Below are 25,901 nucleotides of genomic sequence, written 5' to 3'. Positions count from 1 at the left end.
AGATCGTAAAAGAAGTGGGGCTGGCGGGGTCGTGATGACACTGTCAGCCTGCACTCCGGCGCAATCCGCTGCACCGTTTTGCGGTCGAACTACCCGCCTGGACCGCAACTGCGCGAACGGCCGTAAAGCCGCTCGATAAAAGCCGAAGAGGCCGCGAGGTCAGTGGGTGGCGGAGAGGGTGGGATTCGAACCCACGGTGGGCTTGCACCCACGGCGGTTTTCAAGACCGCTGCCTTAAACCACTCGGCCACCTCTCCGCGTGGCATGCGCCTTAGGCTGTTCGGCGCGTTTTCCGCAAGTGCGGCGTGATTTCACCGCCTAAGGGGGTTCATGCCCGCCGCGCCCTGTGGCAGAGAATGGGCATGCGGGATATTACGGGCCTTGTGCGGCGCTTCATGTTGGTCGGAACAGCGGTCGTGACGCTTGGCGTCGGCGGCGGGCCTGCAGTGGCGCAGGATGAGGCGGGGTTTCAGGCCTATATCAACGGCCCGCTGCGCGAACAGGCGCTGCGCGAAGGGGTCAGCGCCCGCACGCTCGACGCGGTGCTGCCCTCGCTCAGCTACAATCCCCGCGTGGTCGAACTCGACCGCGACCAGCCTGGCGGCAGTACGACCGGCCCGATCCCGAATTTCGCGCCCTACAAGGCCCGCCACGTCGATGCCGCGCGGATCAACCGCGGGCGCGAAACCTACCGTCGCCTGCGGTCGAAACTGGAGCGCGTCGAGCGCGAAACCGGGGTGCCGGAGTCGATCATGGTCGCGATCTTCGGGCACGAAACCAATTACGGCGCCTATACCGGCGGGTTCGATCTGCCGCGCAGCCTCGCCACGCTCGCCTATGAGGGGCGCCGTCGCACGCTGTTCGCCGGGGAGTTCATCGCCACGATGAAGATGGTCGATCGCGGCGTGCCGCGCGATTCGCTCAAGGGCAGCTGGGCCGGCGCATTCGGCTATCCGCAGTTCCTGCCTTCGGTCTATCTGCGCCTCGCGCGCGATGGCGACGGCGATGGTGTGGCGAACATCTGGTCGAACGAAGCCGATACGCTCGCGTCGATCGCCAACTACTTCGTCGCCGCTGGCTGGCGGCCGGGTCAGCCATGGGGCGTTGCGGTGAATGTGCCCGCGACCCTGGACCGCGCCGCGCTGGCCAATCGCACCGTGCCGACCCGCTGCACCCGCGTGTTCGAGCGGCATTCGCAGTGGCGGACGATGGGCGAATGGCGCACACTCGGCATCGTGCCACAATCGGGCAGCTGGCCGGCGGACCATATTCAGGCCACGCTGCTGGAGCCGGACGGGCCGGGCAAGACCGCCTTTCTGCTCACCGGCAATTACCGCGTGATCCTCGATTACAACTGCTCGAATTTCTATGCGCTTTCGGTGGGGCTGCTGGCCGATGAAGTCGAACATTAGTGTCATCGCCGCCGCTGCCCTGCTCGGCGCGTGCGGCTTTGGCGGGGGCGATGATCTGGACGAACTGCCGCCGGCACCCGCCGCGCCGCAGGCCGAGGTGCCGGCAGCACCCGGCGCCGGCTATGGTGCCCCTGAAGGCGGCCCCGCGACCGGTGAGGGCCCGCAAGGCAGCTCGCGCCTGCGCCCCGGCGAGGAACGCTACGACCGCGTCGGCTATGCCGGTTACGCGGGGGCGGGGGAGGGTGTGTTCGCGCTCAGCGGCGTGCTGCCACAGGGCACGCATGCTGAGGTCACCGCACTCGACAGCGGCAAAACGATGCTCGTCCTGATCCGGGGACGCGGGAATGGGCTGATCGAGCTGTCGGGCGGGGCCGCGCGCCAGCTCGGCGTAACTGGCAATCCGCCGGTGCGCGTCCGCCGCGTCACCGTGACCGGACAGGATGCGACCGCGCTCGCCGCCGGCCAGGGCGCACCGATGCGTGCCGATGCCCCGCCCGCACTGCTCGCCGGGCTGCGCCGCCGCCTGGGCGAGACGCCGCGCGAAACTGCGACTACGCCACCGCCACGCCCGACCACCCGCCCGACGCCACGTCCGGTCCAGACGGCCACGCGCGGTCTGTTCGTGCAGGTCGCCGCATTGTCCAATGCCGCCCGCGCACGCGCGCTCGCCGACGAGTTGGGGGGTATCGTCCGCCCCGGCGGCGGCGTGTATCGCGTCCAGCTCGGCCCTTATCCCAACACCAGCGCCGCCGAGCGCGCGCGGGCGGATGTCGCCCGGCGTGGCTATGGCGATGCGCGCATCGTTTCGATTCCCTGACCCTCAAGCCTTCGGACCCCATGATCCCCATGAAGAAGTTGATCCTCGCCGCCGCCGCCGTCTCGCTCGCGCTCGCACCCGCCACTGCGCAGACGCCCCCGTTCGAAACGGCGGCCCCGGTCGCCTATCTTGAGGATCTGTCGTCGGGCGCGGTGCTGTTTGCCAAGGATGCCGACCGGCCGATGCCGCCCGCGTCGATGGCGAAGATGATGACCGCCTATGTCGCGTTCGACCTGATCAAGCAGGGCAAGCTGAAGCTATCCGACATGGCGGATGTCCGGCCAGAGACGTGGCGGAAATGGCATGGTCCTTCAGCGGGTTCGACCATGTTCCTGTCACCGGGTCAGAAGGTCAGTGTCGAAAACCTGCTCAACGGCATCATCGTCGTGTCGGGCAATGACGCATGCGTCGTGCTGGCCGAGCATATCGCCGGGACCGAGGAAGCCTTCGTCAACCTGATGAACCAGAAGGCCAAGGAAATCGGCCTCAGCGCGAGCCGCTTCGGCACCTCGATGGGCTGGCCCGATCAGGGCCGCACGGTGGTGACCGCGCGCGATCTGGCCAAGCTCGCCAAGGCGACGATCACCAACCATCCCGACCTCTACAAGCGCTTCTACCCCAAGCCGAGCTTCACCTTCGGCACCACGATGGGCGGCGCGCCGATCACTCAGGCCAATCGCGACCCGCTGCTCGGTCGCGTTCAGGGCGCCGATGGCCTCAAGACCGGCCATACCGACGAGGCCGGCTATGGCTTCACCGGCTCGGCGGAACAGAATGGTCGTCGCCTCGTCATGGTCGTCGCGGGCCTCACCAGCTTCAACCAGCGCGCCGAGGAATCGGTCAAGTTCATCGACTGGGGCTTCCGCGCCTGGTCGTCGCGCAAGCTGGTGACCAAGGGCCGCACGGTGGAACAGGCCGATGTCCAGCTGGGCGATGCGTCGCAGGTCGGGCTGGTCGCTCCGCGCGATCTCGCCATCGCCATCCCCTCGGGCGCCAATCCCGATCTGCGTGCGACCGTGGTCTATCAGGGCCCGATCAAGGCCCCGATCAAGGCCGGCCAGCATATCGCCGACCTCGTCGTCACGTCGCCCGGCCTGCCGGAACAGCGGCTGCCGCTGGTCGCCGCCGCCGATGTCGGTGAGGCTGGCTTCTTCGGCCGCATCTGGGCGGGCCTCATGTCGCTGTTCGGCGCGTGAGGGGCGTCTTCCTCAGCCTCGAAGGCGGGGAGGGCGCGGGCAAGTCGACTCAGGCAAAGCGGCTCGCCGCCGCGCTCGAGGCGCGGGGCATCCATGTCGTGCTCACCCGCGAACCGGGCGGGACCGAAGGGGCAGAGGCGATCCGCGGCCTGTTGATGCAGGGCGCGGTCACCCGCTGGAGCGCGCACACCGAAACCCTGCTGTTCGCCGCTGCGCGCGCCGACCATGTCGAAAAGCTGATCCGCCCGGCGGTCGAGGCGGGCAGCTGGGTCGTGTGCGACCGCTTCATCGACTCGACCCGCGCCTATCAGGGCGCGCAGGATATCGATGATGCCGCGATCCTCGCGCTGCACGGCTTTGGGTCAAAGGGGCTGTTGCCAGACCGCACGCTGGTGCTCGACCTGCCGGATGGTGCGGGCCATGCTCGCTCGCTGGAGCGCGACGGCGGCGCCGCCGATCGCTTCGGCGCGCGCGGGCCGGACTTCCACGCCGCCGTCGCCGCGCAGTTTCGCCGCATCGCCGCGGCTGAGCCCGATCGCGTCCGGCTGGTCGATGCCTCGGGCAGCATGGATGACGTCACGACGTCACTGATGGACGCGCTGTCCGACCTGCTGCCATGACGTCAACCGGCCCCAATGCTGCGGCAAAGGCCGCGTTTCGCGCCGCCATGTCGAGCGGGCAGCTGCATCACGCCTGGCTGATCGCAGGCGCAGAAGGGCTGGGCAAGGCCACCTTCGCCCGTGCCGCCGCCGCGCGCCTGCTGGCCGAAGGGGCAGGGCAGGTGCCGCCATCGGACGGCTTCGACCTGCCCGAGGACAACCCCACCCGCCAGCTGATCGAGTCCGGTGCCCACCCCGATTACCGCGCGCTGGTGCGCCTGCCCAAGGATCCCGACAAGCCGGGGGAGAATATCGCCCGTTCGATCAACATCGCCCAGATCCGTGCGCTCAACCCGATGTTCGCGACCAAGCCGAGCATGTCGAGCCGCCGCGTCATCGTGATCGACGCGATCGACGATGTCGAACGCCCCGGTGCCGCCAACGCACTGCTCAAGAATCTTGAGGAACCGCCGGCGGGGACGATCTTCCTCCTGATCAGCCATTCGCCGGGGCGCCTGCTCCCGACGATCCGCTCGCGTTGTCGCGTGCTGCGCTTCGACCCGCTGCCCGATAGCGAGGTCGCGGCGGCCGTGCGCGCGGCGATGCCCGAGGCGAGCGCTGCGGAGGTCGAGGCGCTGGTCCGCGCGGGGAAGGGCTCGCCGGGCCGCGCGCTCAGCTTTGCCGGGCTCGATCTCGCGTCGATCGACAGCGAAATAGCCGCGATCGCAGCGCGCGGCGACCCCGACAACGCGATCCGTGCCCGCCTTGCCCGCACGTTAGGGTCGAAGGCAGCACAACCGCGCTACGAAGCCTTCCTCGCCCGCGTCCCCGCCTTCGCCCTCGCCGAAGCGCGCGGACGGCATGGCGCGGCGCTGGCCGAGGCGATTGCGGTGTACGAGGCCGCGTCGCAACTCGGCCCCGTCGCACTCGCCCAATCGCTTGATGCGCAGGCGACGGTGTTCGAAATGGGCGGGATTATCGCGCGGCTGGCGAAGCGCTAATCCAACCTCCGTTTGCCCTGAGCTTGTCGAAGGGCCGCAAGCGCAGGCTCCGGTGCTTCGACAAGCTCAGCACGAACGGGGTTTCGGATACTTCCGAACCGCCCCGCATTGTTCTAGAGCGCCCCCATGTCCGAACCCTATTACATCACCACCGCGATCCATTACCCCAACGGCAAGCCGCATATCGGCCACGCCTATGAGATGATCGCCGCCGACGCGATTGCGCGGTTTCAGCGTCAGGCCGGGCGCGATGTGCGTTTTCAGACCGGCACCGACGAACACGGCCTCAAGATCGCCCAGACTGCCCGCGCCCGCGATCTGACCCCGCGGCAGCTCGCAGACGAAATGTCAGCCTATTTCAGTGATATGGCACGCGATCTGAATATTTCATATGATCGCTTCATCCGCACCGTCGATCCTGATCATTACGCCGCCAGCCAAGCAATCTGGGCCGCGATGGAGGCCAAGGGCGACCTGTATCTCGACCGCTATGAGGGCTGGTATTCGGTCCGCGACGAGGCGTTCTACGAAGAGAAAGAGCTGACCGAGGGGGAGGGCGACGTCAAGCTGTCGCCGCAGGGCACTCCGGTTGAATGGACTGCCGAGGAAACCTGGTTCTTCCGCCTGTCCAAGTACCAGCAGCCCTTGCTTGATCTCTACGCCGCCAATCCCGACTTCATCCGCCCCGAACGTTCGCGCAACGAGGTGATGAAGTTCGTCGAGGGCGGCTTGGTGGACCTGTCGGTATCGCGCACCAGCTTCGACTGGGGCGTGCCGGTGCCGGGATCGCCGGGACATGTGATGTATGTCTGGGTCGACGCGCTGACCAACTACCTCACCGGCACCGGCTATCCCGACAAGGGCAGTGCCCTTGCGCGCTACTGGCCCGCAGACCTCCATCTGATCGGCAAGGACATCACCCGCTTCCACGCGGTCTATTGGCCGGCCTTCCTAATGTCGGCCGACCTGCCGCTGCCGAAACAGGTCTTTGCCCACGGCTTCATCCTGAACCGCGGCGAGAAAATGTCGAAATCGACCGGCAATGTCGCCGATCCGATGGAGTTGACGCGGCTCTATGGCGTCGACGCGCTGCGCTATTTCCTGTTGCGCGAAGTCGCGTTCGGCAACGACGGCAGCTTCAGCGACGAGGCGATCGTGACCCGCGCCAATGCCGATCTGGCGAACAGCTTCGGCAACCTCGCCCAGCGGACGCTGTCGTTTATCGCCAAGAACCTCGAAGGCGCGTTGCCCACTGCCGGTGCTTGGGATCAAGATGATCTCGGCACGATTGAGGTTATCGAAAAATGGCTCGAGGAGTTTAGAGACCATTTTGCACGCCTGGAGCTTTCCCAAGCGGTTGATAAGTGGATGCTCGCAGTTTTCGAATGTAATCGCTACATTGACGAGCAAGCTCCATGGGCTTTGCGCAAGACAGATCCCGAGCGCATGCAAGCCGTGCTTCGTCTGCTTGTGCTAGCGATCCGCGACCTTGCGATTACCATTCTGCCCGTAATCCCCGAATCCGCCGGCAAGATCCTCGACCAGCTCGGCCAGAGCGCGCGCGACCACGCCGCGCTCGACAACAAGCGCTGGTATGAAGATGCCGTGGCGTCAGGCTTCCGTCTCGACCCGCCGACCGGCGTGTTCCCGCGCCTCGTACTGGCGGAGGAACCCACCGCATGAGGCTCGCCGACAGCCACTGCCACCTCAACTACAAGGGCCTTGGCGAGCAGCAGCCCGAAGTGCTGTCGCGCGCCCGCGAAACCGGCGTCGTGGCGATGCTCAACATCGCGACGCGTGAGCGCGAATGGGACGAGGTGCTGGCCACCGCCGAGCGTGAGGCTGACGTCTGGGCCACCGTCGGCATCCACCCGCACGAAGCGGACGAGCATCCGCATATCGACACCGCTAAGCTGCTCGCCCGCGCCGCGCACCCGCGCGTTGTCGGCATCGGCGAGACCGGCCTCGATTATTATTACGACCATAGCGACCGCGCCCAGCAGCAAAAGAGCTTCCGCTCCCACATCGCCGCCAGCCGCGAAACCGGCCTGCCGTTGATCGTCCATACCCGCGACGCCGAGGAGGACACGGCCAACATCCTCGCCGAGGAAATGGGGAAGGGCGCCTATCCCGGCGTCATTCACTGCTTCACAGCGAGTGGAGATTTCGCCGACAAGGCACTGGAATTGGGCTTTTATATCTCCATATCGGGGATCGTGACGTTCAAGAACGCCCGCGACCTTCAGGAAACCGCCGCACGGCTCCCGCTCGACCGGCTGCTGATCGAAACCGACGCCCCGTTCCTCGCTCCGGTCCCCCATCGCGGCAAGACTGGTGAGCCGGCTTTTGTCGCCGACACCTGCCGTTTCCTCGCGCAATTGCGCGGCATGGACGCCGAGGAACTGGCAGAGGCGACCCGCGAAAACTTCCACCGGCTGTTCGCAAAGACGCTGACGACCCCGTGAAGGTCCGCATTCTCGGTTCCGGCACGTCGTCAGGCGTCCCTCGCATCGGAAACGACTGGGGCAGCTGCGACCCGAGCGACCCGCGCAACCGCCGCACCCGCGCCTCGATTCTGGTCGAGGCCGGCGCCACCCGCATCCTCGTCGACACCAGCCCCGACCTGCGCGAACAGCTTATCGCCGCCAATGTCGCGGATATCGACGCGGTGATCTGGACCCACGACCATGCCGATCACTGCCACGGCATCGACGATCTGCGCCAGCTGATGCACCTGCGCGGCGCCCCGGTGCGCGGCCTTGCCGACTGGAAGACGCAGGAACGCCTGCGTGACCGCTTCCGCTATGTGTTCGAAGGGGGAGGGCCATACCGCCCGACCGCGACGATCGAGCCGCTGCGTGACGGCATGACGATCGGCGACATCATCGTGCGCACCGTCGATCAGCCGCATGGCGGCATCACCAGCGCCGGACTTCGCTTCGAACATGCTGGCAAGTCAGTGGGCTATGCAACTGATTTCAATATATTCACCGAAGAAATGGCGTCACTCTACAGCGATCTCGACCTGTGGGTCGCCGATGCGTTGCGCCGCGAGCCGCACCCGACCCATCCGCATCTCGCGCAAACGCTCGCCTGGGCGCAGCAATGTCGTGCGCGGCGCACGGTTCTGGTGCACATGGATCATTCGATGGACTATATAACTCTGAAGGCCGAGCTGCCCGCCGGGGTCGAGCCGGGCCATGACGGCATGGAGTTGCACGTTTGACCGAAATGCAGATCATCCAGCTGGTCTCGCTGGTCGGGTTCCTGGCGCTGGTGCTGGGATCGCTCAGCGTGCGCAACATGCAGTTCGGTTTCATCGTCAAGACGGTGATCGGCTGGGCCGCAATCGCCGCGCTGATCTATGTCGTCGTGATCAACAAGGATCGCATCGGCGACCAGCTCGAAGCGATCACCACCAGCGTCGGCCTGTCCGAACCGACCCAGGTCACATCGGGCGAAACCGTGCGCATCCGGCTGTCGCCAGACGGCCATTTCTGGGCGCGCGCCACGATCAACGGCGTCGAACGCCGCATGCTCATCGACAGCGGCGCGACCGTCAGTGCGATCAGCGAAGCAACGGCACAGGCGGCCGGCATCGCATATGCGCGCGGGCTGCCGGTGCAGGTGTCGACAGCGAACGGGACGGTCGATGCCCGGCGCGCCCAGGCGGAACGGGTCGCGGTCGGCTCGCTCACGACCAACGACCTTACCGTGTTCGTCGCGCCAAGCTTTGGCGATCTCGACGTGCTGGGCATGAACTTCCTGACGCGGCTCAAATCCTGGCGGGTGGAGGGGAACGTCCTGATCCTCGAACCGCATAGCGATGCCAATTTAACATAATGTATATTATCGGACTTAAGCAATGAGCGAGCAGGCGGTCTCCCCCGGCACGGACAACGCGCCAATCGCTCCCCCGGGCATCGAGCGCCTGATGGCAATCATGGCGCGGCTGCGCGATCCGGTCACTGGCTGCGAATGGGACACCGTCCAGACCTTCGCCACGATCGCGCCCTATACGATCGAGGAAGCTTATGAGGTCGCCGACGCGATCGCGCGCGACGACCTGACCGACCTCAAGGACGAGCTTGGCGACCTGTTGCTCCAGGTGATCTTCCACAGCCGCATGGCGCAGGAACTCGGCGCGTTCGACCTGTCCGACGTCATCGCCGGCATCTGCGACAAGATGGAGCGTCGCCACCCGCATATCTTCCGCGGTGCCGAACATGGCGGCCATCACCTGTGGGAACAAATCAAGGCTGAAGAGCGGGGGAGCAAGGGGACGAGCGGCGCGCTCGACGGGGTCGCAATCGGCCTCCCCGCCCTCACCCGCGCCGAAAAGCTCCAAAAGCGCGCCGCGCGCACCGGTTTCGACTGGACCGACCCGGCGGATGCCCGCGCCAAGATCGACGAGGAACTGGCCGAGGTCGAGAGCGCGACCAGCGACGATCACCGCGCCGAGGAAATCGGCGACCTGCTCTTCGCCACGGTCAACTGGTCGCGCAAGCTCGGCATCGATCCCGAAGCCGCGCTGCGTGCCGCCAACGCCAAGTTTGAACGCCGCTTCCGCGCGATGGAGGCGCAGGCAGGAGACGCGTTCGCAGGCCTGTCGCTGGAGGAACAGGAAGAACTATGGGTCGCGGTCAAATCCGCCGAATAGCGTTCAAACCGCCGCCTGCGGCTCCACCGCCATCAACGTGGTCCCGTCATATTTCTCGGACTCGGGCAGATACAGCCGGCTGATCGCGAAATCGCGCTCCGTCAGCGCCAGATTGCGCAGCCCATCGACCTTGAACGTCCCGAACTTCTCCTCGCGCGGGATCACGAAGTCGCGCGAAATGACCTGCGCGTCGACATACAGCGACCCGCCGCGCGTGTAGAGAATGTGCGGCGCCAGCACCATGCGCGTGCGGTTATAGATCGCGTTCATGCATTTCTGCCTGACGATCCCCTCCAGCACGATCGGCGTCGGGTTTGGCGGAGACTCCGCCCCCTTCTCGGTATCCATCGCGACAATATGGCAATGATGCTGCATCGCAGCAAGTCACGACGCACCACTTAGGTGAAATTACGGACGCTTCATCTTAATCGCGCCGCCACGGCAGGTCGATCAGCCACGGCCGGGGTCGCCCGGTCGGCTTGGCCGTTCCGTCGATCCGCTCGGCGCGCAGGATTTTCACCCGCTGCAGGATCATCTGTCCGCGCATCTCCTCGCGTCCCCCGCCGGTCGGCATCGCCAGGATCTTGCGCACCACGTCCATCCCGCCGACCACCCGCCCGAACGCGGCATAGCCAAGCTTGCCCGGCCGCGCGTCGAGCGTCGGATTGTCGCCGACCATGATCGAAAAATTGCCATGCGCCGAATTGGGGTTCATCGCGCGCGCCATCGAAATCGTGCCGCTCAGATGCTTGACCCGGGTCTTGCTGGTCGGCTCGAGCGGGACCGAGGGCAGGATCCGGCGCGCATCCGTGCCGATCCCGCCCTGGATAAAGCCTTTGGACGGATCGCCCTTGCGCCGCGCTGCGCGGTAGAAATAGGTGCCCTGCAGCCGCCCATCATCGACATAGCGCAGGAAGTTCGCGACCGTCAGCGGAGCCCGCCGCGCATCCAGCGCCAAAGTCACGGCCCCCGCGCTGGTCACCAGCCGCACCCGCACCACCGGCGGTTCCGACGCCGGCCCCGCAGAGACAAGCAGCATCGCCGCCAATCCCAACACCACCCCGCGCCGTGGCGTCATCCGTTACGCACCTCGAACCGCTCATGGTCCTTGGGCGCCATGCGCACGTCGTAAATTGCGGCGTCGCCGTCGATCCAGTGATCGATCACCTCGCCATGCTGGTGCAGCCATGCCGCCCCCGCCCCGTCGCCGGCAGCGAGCGTCACCTGATAGCGGCGGTGCCCATGGGTCAGCCGCGCCGCGACCTTGGCAATCAGAACGTCGACCCCCTCCCCGCTCAGCGCCGACACCGCCAGCACATCGTCGCGCTTTGCGGCCTCGGCCAGCACGTCATCGCGGCGCTCGGCGTCGAGGAGGTCGAGCTTGTTCCACGCCTCGAATCGCGGCGTCTCCGGTGCGACACCGATATCCTTGAGGACCGACTCGACATCGTCGCGCTGCGCCTCGCTATCGGGATGGGCGATGTCGCGGACATGGATCAGCAGGTCAGCCGACACCACTTCCTCCAGCGTCGCCTTGAACGCCGCAACCAGCTGGGTTGGCAGCTCCGACACGAATCCCACCGTGTCCGACAGGATCGCCTTGTCGATCCCGGGCAGCGAAATCTGCCGCAAGGTCGGGTCCAGCGTCGCGAAGAGCAGGTTTTCCGCCATGACGTCAGCGCCAGTCAACCGATTGAACAGCGTCGATTTTCCGGCATTGGTATAGCCGACCAGCGCGATCACCGGCCACGGCGCACGCTGCCGCCGCTCGCGGTGCAGCCCGCGCGTGCGGCTCACCGAATCGAGCTCGCGGCGCAACCGCGCCATGCGGTCGCGGATCAGCCGCCGATCCGCCTCGATCTGCGTCTCACCCGGACCGCCAAGAAAGCCGAAGCCGCCGCGCTGACGCTCGAGATGGGTCCAGCTGCGCACCAGCCGTCCCGCCTGATAATCGAGATGCGCCAGCTCGACCTGCAACCGCCCCTCGGCCGTGCGCGCGCGCTCACCGAAGATTTCAAGGATCAGGCCGGTGCGGTCGATGACCTTACAGCCGAGTGCGGTTTCGAGGTTGCGCTGCTGCACCGGGGTCAGCCCTGCGTCAAACACGGCGAGGCTCAGGTCGCGGTCGCGCACCGTCTCGGCCAGTGCCTCGACCTGCCCCGATCCGATCAGCGTCCCCGGCTTGGCTGCGCGGATGCGCAGCGCAACCCGCTCGACCACCTCGACCCCGATCGCGACCGCAAGCCCCGCAGTCTCTTCCAGACGCGCCTCGGCGTCGCGGCTCGACCCGCCTAGATCGGGATAGACGACCACTGCCCGCGCGCCCCGCGTGAATTCGTCGGGGTCGCGCTCGAAACCGGTACTCATAACTCTACTTTCAAGGCGATCAGGCTTCCTCGCCGTGATCGGTCAGGTCGAGCGGATGCGCCGGCTGGATCGTCGACACCGCATGCTTGTAGACCAGCTGGTACACGCCATCGCGCTGCAACAGCATGCAGAACAGGTCGAACGCAGCGATTCCGCCCTGCAGCATCACGCCATTCACCAGGAACATCGTCACATTTTGCTGCTGACGCTTCACTGCGCCCAGGAAAATCTCCTGCAACACCGGGTTCTTGGACGGCGTATCCGGGATCGCATCGACGATCGATGCCACATCGACCGAACCCGACGGCATGATCGTCGAGATCGCGTGCTTGTAGATCAGCTGCGACTGGCCGTCGCGGCGCAGCAGCACGGAAAAATTGTCGAACCAGGTCACGATCCCCTGCAGCTTCACGCCCTTGACCAGAAACATGGTCACCGGGGTCTTCGACTTGCGCAGCGCGTTGAGGAACAGGTCCTGAAGGGATGTCTGCTTTTCGGCCATGATGCAGCTCACTGTTTTTGGCGGGGATTTCCCGCAGTCGCGCCGTTTCCCGGCGTCGGATGCGCACCACGGAGCGGCGCGATGTGGGCAATGTAGGTATTGCCCCAGCCAACGTCCATAGCGCCCCTTGCGGGCACGCGGCGCTGCCCCATATCGGCACCGCGAGGCCACGTCCTCCCCGCGCAACGCGGCCCCAAGCCCGGGACGGCCCGGCTCTCTTGTAAAGGAGGGCCACATGGCCTGGATTTTGTTGATTATCGCCGGATTGCTCGAAATCGTCTGGGCCAGCACGATGAAGCTCTCCGACGGCTTTACCCGTCCCCTGCCCACCGCCATCACCATCGTCGCCGTGATCGCCAGCTTCGCGCTGCTGGCCACCGCGATGCGTCAGCTTCCGCTGGGGACCGCGTACACCATCTGGACCGGAATCGGCGCGGTCGGCGCGTTCCTTGTCGGGATCACGTTCCTGGGTGAAGCGATCACCCCCGCCCGCCTGCTCGCCGCCGCGCTGATCGTCAGCGGGATCGGGCTGATGAAGCTGTCGTCTTGATTGCCGAGAGCGCGACCAATCCTCCCCCGCCAGGGGGGAGGTGGCGCCGAAGGCGACGGAGGGGGAGGAAGCACGACGGCAAGAAGATCAAGGGCGAAGCCGTCCTCCCCCTCCGTCATGCTTCGCATGCCACCTCCCCCTGGCGGGGGAGGATTGAGTCGGCACCTATTCCTCACGCACCTCGTTGATGCCGAGCAGCTTCAGCTTGCGGTGCAACGCCGACCGCTCCATCCCGATGAAATGCGCGGTGCGGGAGATATTGCCCGAAAAGCGCTTGATCTGGACGCGCAGATATTCGCGTTCGAAACTTTCGCGCGCTTCTTTCAGCGGCGCCCCCATGATCGTCGCCGCGCCCATCCCGCCATCTTCGCGGCGGCCCAGCACTTCGGTCGGCAGCATGTCGGTGTCGATCCGCCCGATCCGGTCGCCGGGTGCCAGGATCACCGTCGCCTCGACCACGTTGCGCAACTGCCGGACATTGCCCGGCCATTCGTAACTTTGCAGCGCGACCAGCGCCTCGCCCGCAACCTCCGGGGTCGGCACGCGCCGCTCGGTCGCGTAATGCGCGACGAAATGCTCGACCAGCGCCGGAATATCCTCGCGCCGTTCGGTGAGCGGCGGGATCGCCACTGGCACCACGTTCAGGCGATAGAACAGGTCCTCGCGAAACCGGCCCTCGGCAATCTCGGTGGTCAGATCGCGCCCCGTGGCCGACACCACGCGGACATCGACCTTCACCTGCCGCTGCCCCCCGACCCGGTTGAATTTCTGCTCGGTCAGCACGCGCAGGATCCGCCCCTGCGTCGTAAGCGGCATGTCGGCAATCTCGTCGAGGAACAACGTGCCGCCATGCGCCTGTTCGAGCAGCCCGGGATGGACCAGATCGCCATCCTCGACCCCGAACAGCTCTTCCTCGACCCGCTCCGGCGTCATCCGCGCCGCGCTGACGATCACGAACGGGCCGTTCGCGCGGTTGCTCCATTCATGCAGCAGCCGTGCGGCGACTTCCTTGCCCGTCCCGGGCCCGCCAGTAATCATCACCCGGCTGCCCGTCGCCGCCACGCGCTTCAACGTCGCGCGCACCGTGTTGATCGCGCCCGATGTGCCGTGCAGGTCGTTGCTGCGCCCCACGGTCGCGCGCAGCGAGGCAACTTCGCGCCGCAGCCGCTCGGTCTCGGTTGCGCGCTCGACCAGCAGCATCAGTCGCTCGGCCTCGAACGGCTTTTCGATAAAGTCCGATGCCCCGCGCCGGATCGCGGCCACCGCAGTGTCGAGATTGCCATGGCCTGAAAATACCAGGACCGGGATCGACGCATCGCGCCGCTTGATCTCGTCGAGCAGGTCCAGCCCGTCGAGCCGCGACCCCTGCAGCCATACGTCGAGCAGGACCAGGCTCGGCCGCCGCTCGGCAATCGCCTCCAGCGCCGCATCGCTGTCGGCGGCGCTGCGCGTCTCATAGCCCTCATCCTCCAGCACGCCCGCGACCAGCTCGCGGATATCGGCTTCGTCATCGACGACCAGGATATCGAGTTTCATCACATGTTTCCGTTCTTGGTCGGAGTCAGCGCGGCCAGGCCCGCTGCACCCTGTTCCGTCTCGTCACTACCCCCGGTTCCCACCAGTCGTTCCAGCGTCGCCGTGTCGAAACACAGCGTCACCACGGTCCCCCCGCCGTCGCGATCGGCAAACGCCATGGTGCCGAAATGCTCCTCGACGATCTTCTTGACGATCGCCAGGCCAAGGCCAGTACCCCGGCTGCGTGTCGTCATATACGGCTCGACGATCCGCTCGCGTTCGGCGGGCAGGCCGATGCCATTGTCGGCAATCTCGACGATCAGCTGGGCATCGGCGGCCTCGCGCACTGCCATGCTGATCGCGCCCGGCGTTTCGCCCGCGTCCTCGCCCGTCCGCGCCTCGATCGCCTCGACCGCATTCTTGACCAGATTGGTCAGCGCCTGTCCCAGCTGGCGGCGGTCGCACACCAACGGCCGCAGGCCATCGGGCGCATCGAAACTGAACCGAATGTCGGGCTTGGCCACTTCGTGCAGGAACAAGGTCTGGCGCGCGACATCGATGATCGATTCGGCGCGGAAGATCGGCTTGGGCATCCGCGCAAAGGACGAGAATTCGTCCACCATCCGCCGCAGATCGCCGACCTGCCGCACGATCGTGTCGGTCAGCTTGGCGAAGGTGCCGTCGTCGCCCTCGATCTTCTTGCCATAGCGCCGCTGCAGCCGTTCGGCCGCGAGCTGGATCGGGGTCAACGGGTTCTTGATTTCATGCGCGATGCGCCGCGCCACGTCGGACCATGCTGCGCGGCGCTGGTCGAGCAATTGCTGGGTGATATCATCGAACGTCAGCACTTGCCCCGCCTCGTCACGGGTGATCTTCACCGCCAGCGTCCGTGCCTCGCCCCCGCTCGTCAGCTGCACGATATCTTCGCGCGTCTCCCCGCCCAGCACCGCGTCCAGCTCCGGCGCGACCTCGGCCAGCAGCTTGCCGACCGGCGCGTCGCCCGGCTGCAACAGCGCCATGGCGGAGCTGTTGATCAACCGGATGCGCCGCTCGGCATCGATCGACAGCACGCCCGCCGTCACCCCCGACATCACCGCCTCGATCAGCGCACGACGGCCCTCGGATTCGGCATTGGCATCGACCAGCGCGTTGGTCTGCTCCTGCAACCGGTCGGTCATCCGGTTGAACGCGGTCGCAAGCGTGCCGATCTCGTCATCTGCGCGCGGCGTCGGCACCCGCGTGCCCAGGTCGCCCTCAGCCACCTCCCGCGCCGCCTTCACCAGATCGCCCACGGGCCGGACGAGGCGGTCGGCGATCTCTAGTGCCGCCCATACTGCCAGGCCGACGATCAGCAGCGACAGCATGAGCAGCGCGACGTTGAACTGAAGTTGCAGCGTGCGGGACCGGTCGGTGAGCGTTTTGTAGTCGATCACCACTGAATCGGCGCGCGTCTTGCGATCAAGCAGCGCCTGATCGACCACACGCGCCGCATAGAGATACGTGTCCGGTGCTGTGGCGAACCGCGTAATCGCGCGAATGCGCCCGCCCGCATCTTCAACGACGACCCGCTTCGCACCGCTCTTCAACTGGTTGATCGCGCCCGCGCTGATCTGCTCTTCGATCAGGCGGTCATACGGGTTGAGGATCGCCAGCACGATGACTTCACCCGTTGCGGTCTGCCGGACAATCGCCGCCTCCGACAATTCACGCTGGGTAGTCTGAACAAGAAGATAGTTGAAAAAAGTCTGGCTATCGATCGGAACGCCGTCGACCAGCGCCCCGGCAAGGTCGGTGGACATTGCTTCGGTATTCGCGCCGACGCGCTCTTGCAGATCGCTAAGCGCCGCAGCCGCAACCGCCGAGGCATTCTCCAGCATGCCGCGCGCCCGATCTGAAAACCAGAACTCCACGCCATATTGGAACAACAGCGAGGCCACGATCGACACGAAGATCGTCGGCACGCTCGCCAGGATCGAAAAGATCGCCACCAGCCGCACATGCAGCCGCGCCCGCCCGCCGAGCGGCGACCGCGCCGCGCGCCGCATCGCCACGCGCCGCCCGACCAGCACGATCAGCGCCACCAGCGGGATGAGATTGCCGACCAGCAACAGCGCGACCAGCGGCGGGGTCAGCAGCCGCTGCGACCCGGTATTCCCGCTCACCACGAAATAGCTCGCGACCAGCACCGCCAGCGCGAGCGCCAGGACCAGCAGTTCGACAAAGGGGGTGATGCTCAGCCGCCAGCGGGGGGCGCCCGCGTCGATCAGTGACTTTGCGGCAACATCCATCGTGACATGGCTACAACATCATTGTTGCCATGAAAACACACTTGTCGCTCAGCCTGTCGCTAACTGGGCCAATTTCGCCGCTAGGCCGGATCGTCCAGCCGTCCGCCCACATCGATCCCCAACGTGTCCAGCCGCTTGCGCAACGTATTGCGGTTTATCCCCAGCGCCCGCGCCGCGCGCAGCTGGTTGTGCCCGTGCCGCGCCAGCATCGCCTCGATCAGCGGTCGCTCGACCTCGCCGATGATCCGGTCGTACAGCGTCCCGTCCTCCAGCACCGCCGGCTCCTCCGCCGCCAGCCGGGTCAGCCGCGCAATCACCGCCGCCTCGATCCCCGCATCGCGCGTCGGCGCGGCCAGCCCGCTGCCCTCCCCCAGCATCGCACGCACCGCATCGCCGTCGATCCACTCGTCACGGTGCAGCGCGGCCATCCGCCGCATGAGGTTCTCCAGCTCGCGCACATTGCCCGGCCAGTCATGCGCCTCAAGCACCGCGATGGCATCGTCGCCGACATGCTTGCGCGGCAACCCGTCCTCGACCGCGCGGTCCAGGAAATGCCGCGCCAGCAACCGGATATCCTGCCGCCGCTCGCGCAACGCCGGCAGCGCGATCGGCACGACGTTCAACCGGTAGAACAGGTCCTCGCGGAACTGCCCCGACACGACCTGGTTCATCAGATCCTTGTTGGTCGCCGCAACGATCCGCACATCCGCCCGGATCGCCCGCGCCCCGCCGACCGTGGTGAACTCGCCCGACTGCAGCACGCGCAACAGCCGCGTCTGCGCCTCCATCGGCATGTCGCCAATCTCGTCGAGGAACAGCGTGCCCCCGCTCGCCTGCTCGAACTTCCCCGCCACCCGCGCCGCAGCGCCGGTGAACGCGCCCTTCTCATGTCCGAACAGCTCGGCCTCGATCAGCTCGCGCGGGATCGCCGCCATGTTGATCGCGACAAATGGCGCGCGCCGCCGCGGCCCCAGATCATGGATCGCCTGCGCCACCAGCTCCTTGCCGGTCCCGCTCTCGCCGGTGATCAGCACGGTCAGCTCGTTCGATACCACCCGCGCGATCACGCGATACACATCCTGCATCGCAGGCGAGCGCCCGATCAGCGCCACCGCCTGCTCCTCCGACGCGGGCAGGTCATCGACCAGTCGCCGCCCCCGCGCCAGCGCGCTCGCCACCGTCGCGGTCAGCGCATCCAGGTCGAACGGCTTTGGCAGATAGTCGAACGCCCCCGCCTCGGTCGCGCGCACCGCAGTCGACAGCGTATTCTGCGCCGACAGCACGATCACCGGCACATCGGGCGTCTCACCGGTAAAGGTCGCGACGAAATCCAGCCCATTGCCATCGGGCAGCACGACATCGGTCACCAGCACATCGGGCCGCGCCGCCGCCAGCTCGCGCCGCAATTCGCCCAGCGACGCCGCCGCCGTCACGCGATGCCCCGCGCGGCGCAGCGCCTGTGTCACCACCATGCGGATCGCGGCGTCATCGTCGCAAATGAGGATCGAAGCGGTGCTACTCATTCGGTCCGCTCTCCAAACCGTCACCCCCGCGAAGGCGGGGGCCCATCTCCCGGACTATCCAGGAATGCGCCGGTGCATTTGCCGCGCGTGCAGGAGATGGGCCCCCGCCTGCGCGGGGGTGACGACAAACCCCCATCACCCGTCCGCCCGGGGCAGATTCACCCGAAACACCGTCATCTCCGGATCACCGGCGCGCGCATATTCGACCACCCCGCCCATATCGCGCACCAACTTCTCGACCAGCGGCAGCCCCAGGCCCTTGCCCTCGGGCTTGCCCGACACGAACGGCTCGAACAAATGGCTGGCGATGTCCGCCGGCGCGCCCGGACCATTGTCAGTCACCGAAAATTCGATCGGCAGCCAGCGGCGCGGCTGGTCCGGCCCCGGGCGCATTGCGACGCCATGGCGGTATTGGGTCGACAGGATGATGCGCGGATCAGGCGCATCGCGCAGCGCCTCGGCGGCATTTTTCAGCAGGTTCATCGCGATCTGCAGGAATGCGTCCTTGTCCATCATCACTGGGGGCAGTGACGGGTCGAACCGCTCCTCGATCACCATCCCGCGCGCGAACCCCGCCAGCGCCACGCGCCGGGCGTGGTCCAGCAGCGGATAGATGTTGTGCGGCGCCAGCTTGGGCGGGCGCGTATCGGTGAAATCCTGCATCCGGTCGATCAGCGCGGCGATGCGATCGACCTCGGTCGTGATCAGCTGGGTCAGCTCCGTCCGCGCCTCGGCATCGTCATCGCCGGCAAGCAACTGGGCCGCGCCGCGAATCCCCGACAGCGGGTTCTTGATCTCATGCGCCAACATCGCCGCCGCGCCCACCGCCGCCCGCGCCCCTGCGCTGCGATCCGCCCCTACCGACAGCCGGCGCGAGGTCGGTGCCTGATGCAGCGTCACGATCCGCCATCCGGGATGTTCGGTAATCGGCTGCTCGATGAAATCGACGCGCGTGCGCGGTGAGCGGGTCGGCTCGATCTCGACATCGAACGCGGCAAAGCCATGCCCGTCACGGCGTCCGGCATAGCCTTCGGGCGGAGCGAAGATGCGGTCGAGCCGCTGGCCGAGCATCGCCTTCTCGCTATGGTTCAGCAGATGCTCGCACGCCATGTTGGCGCGGGTCACGCGATCCTGCGGGTCGAGCACCAATGCGGCGCACGGCAGCCCGCCGAAAATCTCGGTCAGGTCCGGCTCGCCCGGCTGCGGCGGCGGCCTCAGGCCGCTTCGCGTGACGGCCATGACCCCAGCGCAGGCATGCCGCGGAACGGCGCATAAAATTCGTCGAGCATGCCCAGCACGGTCGCCGCCTTCGGCTCCTGGTTCACCTTGTTGCGGAACTCCGCCGATCCGGGCAGCCCCTTGGTGTACCATCCGATATGCTTGCGCATCAGATTGACGCCGGTCATCTCGCCATAATGGTCGAGCATCATCGCATAATGTTCTGCGATCAGGGCATATTGTTCGTCGATATCGGGGTCCGCCCGTTCGCCAGCGCCGGACAGCGCGTCCATCACCTGTCGCAGCACCCACGGCTTGCCGTAAGCACCGCGCCCGATCATCACGCCGTCCGCGCCCGATTGCGCCAGCGCCGTCCGCGCATCCTCGACGGTACATATATCGCCATTGACGATCACCGGGATCGACACCGCATCCTTGACCTTGCGCACGAACGCCCAGTCGGCGCTGCCCTTGTACATCTGGTTGCGGGTGCGGCCATGCACCGTCACCATCTTCGCGCCCAGCTCTTCGGCGACGCGCGCCAGCTCGGGCGCGTTCAGGCTGTCATGGCACCAGCCCATGCGCATCTTGACCGTCACCGGCACCGACACCGCCTTGACGCACGCCTCGATCAGCTTGGCCGCCAGATCCGGCACCCGCATCAGCGCCGAGCCAGCATCGCCATTGGTCACCTTGCGCACCGGACAGCCCATGTTGATGTCGATGATCGCCGCGCCGCGATCCTCGTTCAGCTTCGCCGCCTCGCCCATTTCAAAGGGGGTGCAGCCGACCAGCTGCATCGACACCGGCTCCTCGATCGGATCCCACGCCGCCTTCTGCACCGACTGCCGCGTCTCGCGGATCGCCGCCTGGCTCGCGATCATCTCGGTAACGTTGAGCCCCGACCCATAGCGCCGCACCAGCCGCCGGAACGGCAGGTCGGTGACGCCCGTCATCGGCGCCAGAATCACCGGCGTCTCGACCGTCACCGGCCCGACCTGGATGGGTTTCAACATCGTCATCTGTGCCCGAAAAATAGGCACGAGCGCCTACAGCGGCAAGGGCCGGGATGCAAGGGTGGCTGCCTCACCTCCAAAGCCCTTCCCGCTCGCGAGCGGGGTTGGGGGAGTCTTCTTCTTGTGCTCGAGATGCCCCCCCTTGCCCGCCGCGTAATCCCACGGCTAGCCAACCTTGCATTGCGCCAGCCCGCAGGCGAGAAACACCAATGCAAAAGCTCCCCTGCAAAGACTGCGGCGCGCTGATCCTTCCGACCACCGCCGAAAGCACGGGCGGCGTCTGCATGGCCTGCAAACAAGGTATCCGGCAGGATCTGGAAAGGTCACGCGCCTACTATAAGGCCCGTGCCGAATATGATCCTGCAGTTGCGCTGTGGAAATCGCTGGTCGCCCGATCGATCGAGCATCCTTTGCTCACCACGCTCTCCGATGCAGAAAGAACCTATTTCACCGTCTGCTTGCTGGACGGTGAAGTCTACAATGGCGGTTTTGATCAGTTCTTTTCCAACAGCTCGGGATCATATTACGCGGACGCGGAGTCCGGCCTCGCAGAACTGGGCGCGTTGAATGCACTCAGGATACTCCGCAACGCGGCGGAGACGATCTTTGGAGGCGATGCTCCGCCACAGGATCGGGCAACGCGGTGGGAAATGATGAAACGGCGGGAGGGCCAGCGGCCGGACCACAAATCGTATCTCGACGCGCTGGACAAGGAATATTGGGAAGACCCGGACGATTTGTCCGACCGTCTACAGGCCTATGCTGATCGCACCGGATTGATCGAACCCTTTAAGCGATAGCGCGGCCGCCCCACCCTCCCGTCGCAACGATATCGATCAGCACTGCGACTTGCTTGGACACCGCTCATTCGCGACGCATCCCCCCCTCCTTCTTGCACCCCTCCCGCTTGCGGGAGGGGTTGGGTAGGGCCTCTTTCCGCTTCTGGCTTCCTGCCCCCCCCCCACCGGTTCAGCGAACCCGATCTGCCTTCCCGAAATCGCTATCCAGCCGCATCACCAGCTTCTTCAGTGCGCCATTGATCGCCGCCTCCGGCTTCGCGCCTCGGTCGGTCACCGCAACCGGCTGGGCCCCAGCCGGCCGCGCCTCAATCGCCGCCTCGACACCCTCGGCACCGTTCGTGGTCCCGTCGATATCCCGAACATGCACCTCGACTCGCGTGAGGCGGTCCTCGAACCGCGCCAGCCGCTCACGCACCCGCGCTTCGCTCTGCTCCGCCATGGCGTCGGTGCCGTCGATGCGGTTGTCGCTGTTGAACTGGAAATCCATGCATACCTCTCCGTTTGGTGGGATGCATGAAGGACGCCTCAACGCAGGAGATCGTTCCCGGCCGACCCACCACTGCCCTCCCGCTTTCCTACAAGCGCCCCAATCGCTAGGCAGGCCGGATGCAGCCCGCACGATCCACTCAGCAAATCAGCACGACTGGCGCGATCCCGTCGCGCGGCGGTCGCGTCGCCGCCACATCGCGGCGCGATCCTGTCGCGCACCGGTCGCGCCAGTGGCGGACAGGCGTCGCCAACCCGTCCAAACCCGTCGCGTCGCTGTCGCGCGGCAGTCGCGTAGCTGTCGCGTCATGACCACCGCCGCCATCATCGTCGCCGCCGGAAAGGGCATCCGCGCGGGCGGAACCGTCCCCAAGCAGTTCGCCCCGCTCTGCGGAAAACCTGTTCTTGTGTATAGTGTTACCGCGCTAACCTCCCACCCGATGATAACAGAGACGATCGTCGTCATCGGCGAAGGCCAGAAGGATCACGCCAGCGCGCTACAGCTCGAAAACGTCAGCTTCGTCGAAGGCGGAGCCGAACGCCGCGACTCGGTCCGGGCCGGCCTGGAGGCTCTAGAAGGCAAAGGCGTCACTCGCGTCCTGATCCACGACGCCGCCCGCCCCTTTCTGTCGCATGCCATGATTGATGCGCTTCTGGAGCCGCTCGACCGCTATGAAGGCGCGATCCCCACCCTCCCGGTGGCTGACACTCTGGTTCGGTTCAACGGTATGCTTGGCGAAACAGTATCGCGAGCACACCTCTATCGCGTGCAAACCCCCCAGGCATTCCTGTTTGACTGTGTACTTAAAGCGCATCGCAACTGGCCACCTGATCGAGACGCCACTGACGATGCGCAAATGGTCCGTGACAGCGGATATGAGGTGACGATCGTTCCCGGAGACGCAATGCTCGAGAAAATCACCCAACCCGCCGATTTCGCGGCGGCCGAGGCACGCCATGCCGCCAACCTCATCTCGCGCAGCGCAATAGGCTATGACGTCCACCGCCTCGCCACGGGCGAGGAACTCTGGCTCGGCGGCGTGCTGATCCCGCATGACAAGGGCTTGGCCGGGCACAGCGACGCCGATGTCGCCCTCCACGCGATCACCGACGCGCTGCTCGGCACGATCTGCGCCGGGGATATCGGCATGCACTTCCCGCCCAGCGATCCGCAATGGCGCGGCGCGGCGTCCGACCGCTTCCTCGACCATGCCGCGTCGCTGGTCCGGGCAGAGGGCGGCATCATCGACTTCATCGACCTGACACTGATCTGTGAGGAGCCCAAGATCGGCCCGCACCGCGCCGCAATCCGCGCCCGCATCGCCGAAATCCTCAACCTCCCGCTCGGCAAGGTCAGCCTCAAGGCCACCACCACCGAACGCCTTGGCTTCACCGGCCGCGGCGAAGGCATCGCAGCACAGGCCGTCGCCACCGTCCGGCTACCGGAGGCGACCGAATAAAGCGGGCCGGTTCAGGCTGCGCACTGCGTCGCCCTGCTACATGTCCCTGATAGGGCCGCCAGTTGTGCCCAACGACGGAGTAAGTCGATGCGTATCCGCCACCTCACCGCCACCGCCCTGCTCTGGACCGGCCTCGCCGCGTCCAGCGTTCAGGCTCAACCGCGCCCCTGCCTGACCGATGGCGAGGCCGAAGCGTTGTTTCAGGTGCTGTTGCCCGACATGGTGAGCGAGATGGGCCGCGTCTGCACCGCCCTGCCCCCTTCCGCCTTCCTCCGCCGCCCCAACCCCGCATTCGCCGCCCGCCTTCAGTCCGGCGTCGCCCCGGCACTTCCGGCCGCACGCAGCGGCATCGCCAAGCTGCTCGGCCCCGATATGCAGGCCATCGCCGGATCGATGTTCGTCCTGCCCGCGATCAAGGTGATCGTGGTCCCACTCGCCGGACAGATGATCGAACCCGCCGATTGCCCGAAACTGGACAAGATCGTCGCCAATCTCGCGCCCTTGCCGCCCAAGAATCTGGCGGGCGTTTTCGTCGGCATGGCGCAACTCGACGCCGACCGTCGAAAAGGCGGGCCAAAGCTGCCGCTTTGCCCTATGCCGCGCCCCAAATGATGAACACGATTCTCCCCGCCGAACTGGTCGACGCCGCGCGCCGCGTCGTCGAAACCAACCGCGCCGCCGGCCGCACCGTCGCTGTGGCCGAAAGCTGCACCGGTGGCCTGGTCTGCGCTGCAATCACCGAAATTCCCGGCTCTTCGGACATTCTGATCGCCGGATTCGTCACCTACTCCAACGCCGCCAAGACCAAGCAGTTGAAGGTCAGCCGCGACGTGCTCGAAACCTTCGGCGCCGTTTCGGTCGCCACCGCCTGGAGCATGGCACAGGGCGCGCTGGAGCAGAGCGGCGCTGATGTCGCGGTTGCGATCACCGGCGTCGCAGGACCCGGTGGCGGCACCGACAAGAAGCCGGTAGGCCATGTTGTCTTTGCTCGCGCCGAAAAGGCGGCGGACCCCGACGTTGTCGTCGCCGACACCCGTGACTTTGGCGATCTTGGTCGCGGCGGCGTCCGCCTTCAGGCGGCGCTGTGCGCGCTCGAACTGCTGCTGCCCGCCGAACCGGAGTAAAGCGCCGCCGCGCGCTGCTCAAAGGCGCCGATCATCATCCGCAGCGCACGGTCGAACACCTGCCCCGCCAGCATCTCGAACACGCGGTTCTTGAACGCGAAATCGACCTCGAAATCGACCAGCACCCCGCCCTCGCCATCCGGCCGGAACTTCCAGTCATTGTGCAGGTGCTTGAGTGGCCCTTCGAGATACTCGACCCGGATATGCCCCGGCCGCTGTTTCTGAACCCGGCTGGTAAAGGTCTCCCGCAACCCCTTGAAGCCGACCATCAGGTCCGCGACCATCTCGGTCTCGCTGTTCGATCGGACCCGCACCGCGCTGACCCAGGGCAGAAATTCGCCATAGCGCCCGACATCGGCGACCAGGTCGAACATCTGTTCCGGCGTGTAGGGCAGTCGGCGAGTCTCGGCGTGGCGGGGCATCAGGCGGGAACCACCGCCTTTGCCAGCTTTGCATCGCGCGCCAGCTTCATCTTCGCGAAGTCATCGCCCGCATGATAGCTCGACCGCGTCAGCGGCGAGGATGCGACCAGCAGAAAGCCCTTGGCCCGCGCGATCGCCGCATAGGCGTCAAACGCCGCCGGCGTCACGAAATCCTGCACCTTGGCATGGCGCGGGGTCGGCTGGAGATACTGGCCCATCGTCAGGAAATCGATGTCGGCGCTGCGCATGTCGTCCATCACCTGATGGACCTCCAGCCGCTCTTCGCCCAGCCCCAGCATGATACCCGACTTGGTGAAGATCGACGGGTCGAGCTTCTTGACCTGCTCCAGCAACCGGATCGACGCATAATAGCGCGCACCCGGACGGATCGTCGGATACAGGCGCGGGACGGTTTCAAGATTGTGGTTGTACACGTCCGGCCGCGCCGCGACGATCATCTCCACCGCCGCCTCGTGCTTGTTGCGGAAGTCCGGCGTCAGGATCTCGATCGTGGTGGTCGGCGACGCCTTGCGGATCGCCTCGATCACCTTGACGAACTGCTTCGCCCCGCCATCGGGCAGGTCGTCGCGATCGACCGAGGTGATCACGATATGCTGAAGCCCCATCTGCACCGCCGCATCGGCGACGTTGTTGGGCTCCATCGGGTCGACCGCGCGCGGCATGCCGGTCTTGACGTTGCAAAAGGCGCAGGCGCGCGTGCAGGTGTCGCCGAGGATCATCACCGTCGCGTGCTTCTTGCTCCAGCACTCGCCGATATTGGGACAGGCCGCTTCCTCGCACACCGTGGTCAGGCTCTTCGAGCGCATCAGCGCGCGCGTCGCGGCAAAGCCGGCGGAGGTCGGTGCCTTGACGCGGATCCAGTCAGGCTTGCGCTGGCGCTCCGGGCGGGGACTCTGGGACAGGTCGTTCATGGGGGGCAGATAG

Annotated in this window: 28 protein-coding genes and 1 tRNA gene; 15 read left to right on the top strand and 14 right to left on the bottom strand. The window is 66.2% G+C overall.

Going from position 1 to position 25,901, the window contains the following annotated elements; translation table 11 throughout:
- Positions 1-167 precede the first annotated feature (167 nt).
- Positions 168-257 (bottom strand) — tRNA-Ser (locus ACRYLO_RS05900).
- 138 nt (positions 258-395) lie between these two features.
- Between ACRYLO_RS05900 and ACRYLO_RS05895 the strand changes: the two genes are divergently transcribed.
- The 10 genes from ACRYLO_RS05895 to mazG all read left to right on the top strand — a co-directional run bounded on the left by ACRYLO_RS05895 (position 396) and on the right by mazG (position 9,685).
- Positions 396-1,412 carry a lytic murein transglycosylase gene (locus ACRYLO_RS05895; protein WP_482661685.1) on the top strand — a complete coding sequence of 339 codons (1,017 nt, stop codon included), beginning with the start codon at positions 396-398 and terminating at the stop codon, positions 1,410-1,412.
- Positions 1,396-2,229, top strand: coding sequence for an SPOR domain-containing protein (locus tag ACRYLO_RS05890; protein WP_482659311.1), 834 nt, complete (start codon positions 1,396-1,398; stop codon positions 2,227-2,229). Before ACRYLO_RS05895 ends, ACRYLO_RS05890 begins: the two co-directional genes overlap by 17 nt.
- 29 nt (positions 2,230-2,258) lie before the next feature.
- A complete protein-coding gene (locus ACRYLO_RS05885) occupies positions 2,259-3,425 on the top strand; it encodes a D-alanyl-D-alanine carboxypeptidase family protein (protein WP_482659310.1) in 1,167 nt (388 codons plus the stop codon).
- The gene (gene tmk, locus ACRYLO_RS05880; RefSeq protein ID WP_482659309.1) at positions 3,422-4,045 is read left to right on the top strand and encodes a dTMP kinase; all 624 of its coding nucleotides are present in this window, start codon (positions 3,422-3,424) and stop codon (positions 4,043-4,045) included. Before ACRYLO_RS05885 ends, tmk begins: the two co-directional genes overlap by 4 nt.
- Positions 4,042-5,025: a DNA polymerase III subunit delta' gene (locus ACRYLO_RS05875; RefSeq protein ID WP_482659308.1), complete on the top strand. Its 984-nt coding sequence runs from the start codon at positions 4,042-4,044 to the stop codon at positions 5,023-5,025. Before tmk ends, ACRYLO_RS05875 begins: the two co-directional genes overlap by 4 nt.
- Before the next feature lie 126 nt (positions 5,026-5,151).
- Entirely contained in the window at positions 5,152-6,708 is a 1,557-nt protein-coding gene (metG, locus tag ACRYLO_RS05870) for a methionine--tRNA ligase (protein WP_482659307.1), read from the top strand.
- On the top strand, positions 6,705-7,490 hold the full coding sequence (locus tag ACRYLO_RS05865) for a TatD family hydrolase (RefSeq protein ID WP_482659306.1): 786 nt from the start codon (positions 6,705-6,707) through the stop codon (positions 7,488-7,490). Before metG ends, ACRYLO_RS05865 begins: the two co-directional genes overlap by 4 nt.
- A complete protein-coding gene (locus ACRYLO_RS05860) occupies positions 7,487-8,251 on the top strand; it encodes an MBL fold metallo-hydrolase (protein WP_482659305.1) in 765 nt (254 codons plus the stop codon). Before ACRYLO_RS05865 ends, ACRYLO_RS05860 begins: the two co-directional genes overlap by 4 nt.
- 5 nt (positions 8,252-8,256) lie before the next feature.
- Complete coding sequence (locus ACRYLO_RS05855; protein WP_482661684.1) at positions 8,257-8,868, top strand: retropepsin-like aspartic protease family protein; 612 nt, start codon at positions 8,257-8,259, stop codon at positions 8,866-8,868.
- Positions 8,869-8,890: 22 nt separating this feature from the next.
- Complete coding sequence (gene mazG, locus ACRYLO_RS05850; RefSeq protein ID WP_482659304.1) at positions 8,891-9,685, top strand: nucleoside triphosphate pyrophosphohydrolase; 795 nt, start codon at positions 8,891-8,893, stop codon at positions 9,683-9,685.
- Between the two features lie 3 nt (positions 9,686-9,688).
- Here the strand turns inward: mazG and ACRYLO_RS05845 are convergent, their stop codons facing one another.
- From ACRYLO_RS05845 to hfq, 4 genes are all read right to left on the bottom strand, one after another.
- Positions 9,689-10,033 (bottom strand): hypothetical protein, encoded by a 345-nt coding sequence (locus ACRYLO_RS05845; RefSeq protein WP_482659303.1) that lies wholly within the window; start codon positions 10,031-10,033, stop codon positions 9,689-9,691.
- A gap of 76 nt (positions 10,034-10,109) precedes the next feature.
- The gene (locus ACRYLO_RS05840) at positions 10,110-10,763 is read right to left on the bottom strand and encodes a peptidylprolyl isomerase (protein WP_482659302.1); all 654 of its coding nucleotides are present in this window, start codon (positions 10,761-10,763) and stop codon (positions 10,110-10,112) included.
- A complete protein-coding gene (hflX, locus tag ACRYLO_RS05835; protein WP_482659301.1) occupies positions 10,760-12,052 on the bottom strand; it encodes a GTPase HflX in 1,293 nt (430 codons plus the stop codon). The genes ACRYLO_RS05840 and hflX overlap by 4 nt, the downstream gene beginning before the upstream one ends.
- A 19-nt stretch (positions 12,053-12,071) precedes the next feature.
- Positions 12,072-12,791, bottom strand: coding sequence for an RNA chaperone Hfq (gene hfq, locus ACRYLO_RS05830; RefSeq protein WP_482661683.1), 720 nt, complete (start codon positions 12,789-12,791; stop codon positions 12,072-12,074).
- Here hfq and ACRYLO_RS05825 point away from each other — a divergent pair.
- Positions 12,790-13,104: a DMT family transporter gene (locus tag ACRYLO_RS05825; RefSeq protein WP_482659300.1), complete on the top strand. Its 315-nt coding sequence runs from the start codon at positions 12,790-12,792 to the stop codon at positions 13,102-13,104. The two genes, hfq and ACRYLO_RS05825, sit on opposite strands and share 2 nt — an antisense overlap.
- 165 nt (positions 13,105-13,269) lie before the next feature.
- Here ACRYLO_RS05825 and ntrX read toward each other — a convergent pair whose 3' ends face one another.
- The 5 genes from ntrX to dusB all read right to left on the bottom strand — a co-directional run bounded on the left by ntrX (position 13,270) and on the right by dusB (position 20,670).
- Positions 13,270-14,640: a nitrogen assimilation response regulator NtrX gene (ntrX, locus tag ACRYLO_RS05820; protein ID WP_482659299.1), complete on the bottom strand. Its 1,371-nt coding sequence runs from the start codon at positions 14,638-14,640 to the stop codon at positions 13,270-13,272.
- Positions 14,640-16,907 carry a sensor histidine kinase gene (locus tag ACRYLO_RS05815; RefSeq protein WP_482659298.1) on the bottom strand — a complete coding sequence of 756 codons (2,268 nt, stop codon included), beginning with the start codon at positions 16,905-16,907 and terminating at the stop codon, positions 14,640-14,642. The genes ntrX and ACRYLO_RS05815 overlap by 1 nt, the downstream gene beginning before the upstream one ends.
- 80 nt (positions 16,908-16,987) lie before the next feature.
- The gene (gene ntrC, locus ACRYLO_RS05810) at positions 16,988-18,430 is read right to left on the bottom strand and encodes a nitrogen regulation protein NR(I) (RefSeq protein ID WP_482659297.1); all 1,443 of its coding nucleotides are present in this window, start codon (positions 18,428-18,430) and stop codon (positions 16,988-16,990) included.
- Between the two features lie 135 nt (positions 18,431-18,565).
- Positions 18,566-19,669, bottom strand: coding sequence for a two-component system sensor histidine kinase NtrB (locus tag ACRYLO_RS05805; RefSeq protein WP_482659296.1), 1,104 nt, complete (start codon positions 19,667-19,669; stop codon positions 18,566-18,568).
- Positions 19,645-20,670: a tRNA dihydrouridine synthase DusB gene (dusB, locus tag ACRYLO_RS05800; RefSeq protein ID WP_482659295.1), complete on the bottom strand. Its 1,026-nt coding sequence runs from the start codon at positions 20,668-20,670 to the stop codon at positions 19,645-19,647. The genes ACRYLO_RS05805 and dusB overlap by 25 nt, the downstream gene beginning before the upstream one ends.
- A 203-nt stretch (positions 20,671-20,873) precedes the next feature.
- Here dusB and ACRYLO_RS05795 point away from each other — a divergent pair, with 203 nt between their 5' ends.
- Positions 20,874-21,464, top strand: coding sequence for a DMP19 family protein (locus ACRYLO_RS05795; protein WP_482659294.1), 591 nt, complete (start codon positions 20,874-20,876; stop codon positions 21,462-21,464).
- Positions 21,465-21,633: 169 nt separating this feature from the next.
- Here the strand turns inward: ACRYLO_RS05795 and ACRYLO_RS05790 are convergent, their stop codons facing one another.
- On the bottom strand, positions 21,634-21,951 hold the full coding sequence (locus ACRYLO_RS05790; protein ID WP_294016715.1) for an HPF/RaiA family ribosome-associated protein: 318 nt from the start codon (positions 21,949-21,951) through the stop codon (positions 21,634-21,636).
- A 147-nt stretch (positions 21,952-22,098) separates the two neighbouring features.
- Positions 22,099-22,323: a hypothetical protein gene (locus ACRYLO_RS05785; protein WP_482661782.1), complete on the bottom strand. Its 225-nt coding sequence runs from the start codon at positions 22,321-22,323 to the stop codon at positions 22,099-22,101.
- On the opposite strand from ACRYLO_RS05785, the gene ACRYLO_RS05780 reads away from it, so the two are divergent.
- The 3 genes from ACRYLO_RS05780 (at position 22,259) to ACRYLO_RS05770 (ending at position 24,534) form a co-directional block, all read left to right on the top strand.
- A complete protein-coding gene (locus ACRYLO_RS05780) occupies positions 22,259-23,410 on the top strand; it encodes a bifunctional 2-C-methyl-D-erythritol 4-phosphate cytidylyltransferase/2-C-methyl-D-erythritol 2,4-cyclodiphosphate synthase (RefSeq protein ID WP_482659293.1) in 1,152 nt (383 codons plus the stop codon). The two genes, ACRYLO_RS05785 and ACRYLO_RS05780, sit on opposite strands and share 65 nt — an antisense overlap.
- Before the next feature lie 87 nt (positions 23,411-23,497).
- Positions 23,498-24,022, top strand: coding sequence for a hypothetical protein (locus ACRYLO_RS05775; RefSeq protein ID WP_482659292.1), 525 nt, complete (start codon positions 23,498-23,500; stop codon positions 24,020-24,022).
- Positions 24,019-24,534, top strand: a complete 516-nt coding sequence (locus tag ACRYLO_RS05770) for a CinA family protein (protein ID WP_482659291.1) — start codon at positions 24,019-24,021, stop codon at positions 24,532-24,534. Before ACRYLO_RS05775 ends, ACRYLO_RS05770 begins: the two co-directional genes overlap by 4 nt.
- On the opposite strand, the gene ACRYLO_RS05765 is transcribed toward ACRYLO_RS05770, so the two are convergent.
- Positions 24,483-24,956 (bottom strand): type II toxin-antitoxin system RatA family toxin, encoded by a 474-nt coding sequence (locus ACRYLO_RS05765; protein WP_294016723.1) that lies wholly within the window; start codon positions 24,954-24,956, stop codon positions 24,483-24,485. The genes ACRYLO_RS05770 and ACRYLO_RS05765 overlap by 52 nt on opposite strands.
- Positions 24,956-25,888, bottom strand: a complete 933-nt coding sequence (gene lipA / locus ACRYLO_RS05760; protein ID WP_482659290.1) for a lipoyl synthase — start codon at positions 25,886-25,888, stop codon at positions 24,956-24,958. Before lipA ends, ACRYLO_RS05765 begins: the two co-directional genes overlap by 1 nt.
- Positions 25,889-25,901 lie beyond the last annotated feature (13 nt).

The organism is Sphingomonas sp. SDUR79, from assembly GCF_056821745.1.
The sequence above is the reverse complement of the archived record's forward strand: the minus strand, read 5'-3'. Positions and strand labels throughout refer to the sequence as shown.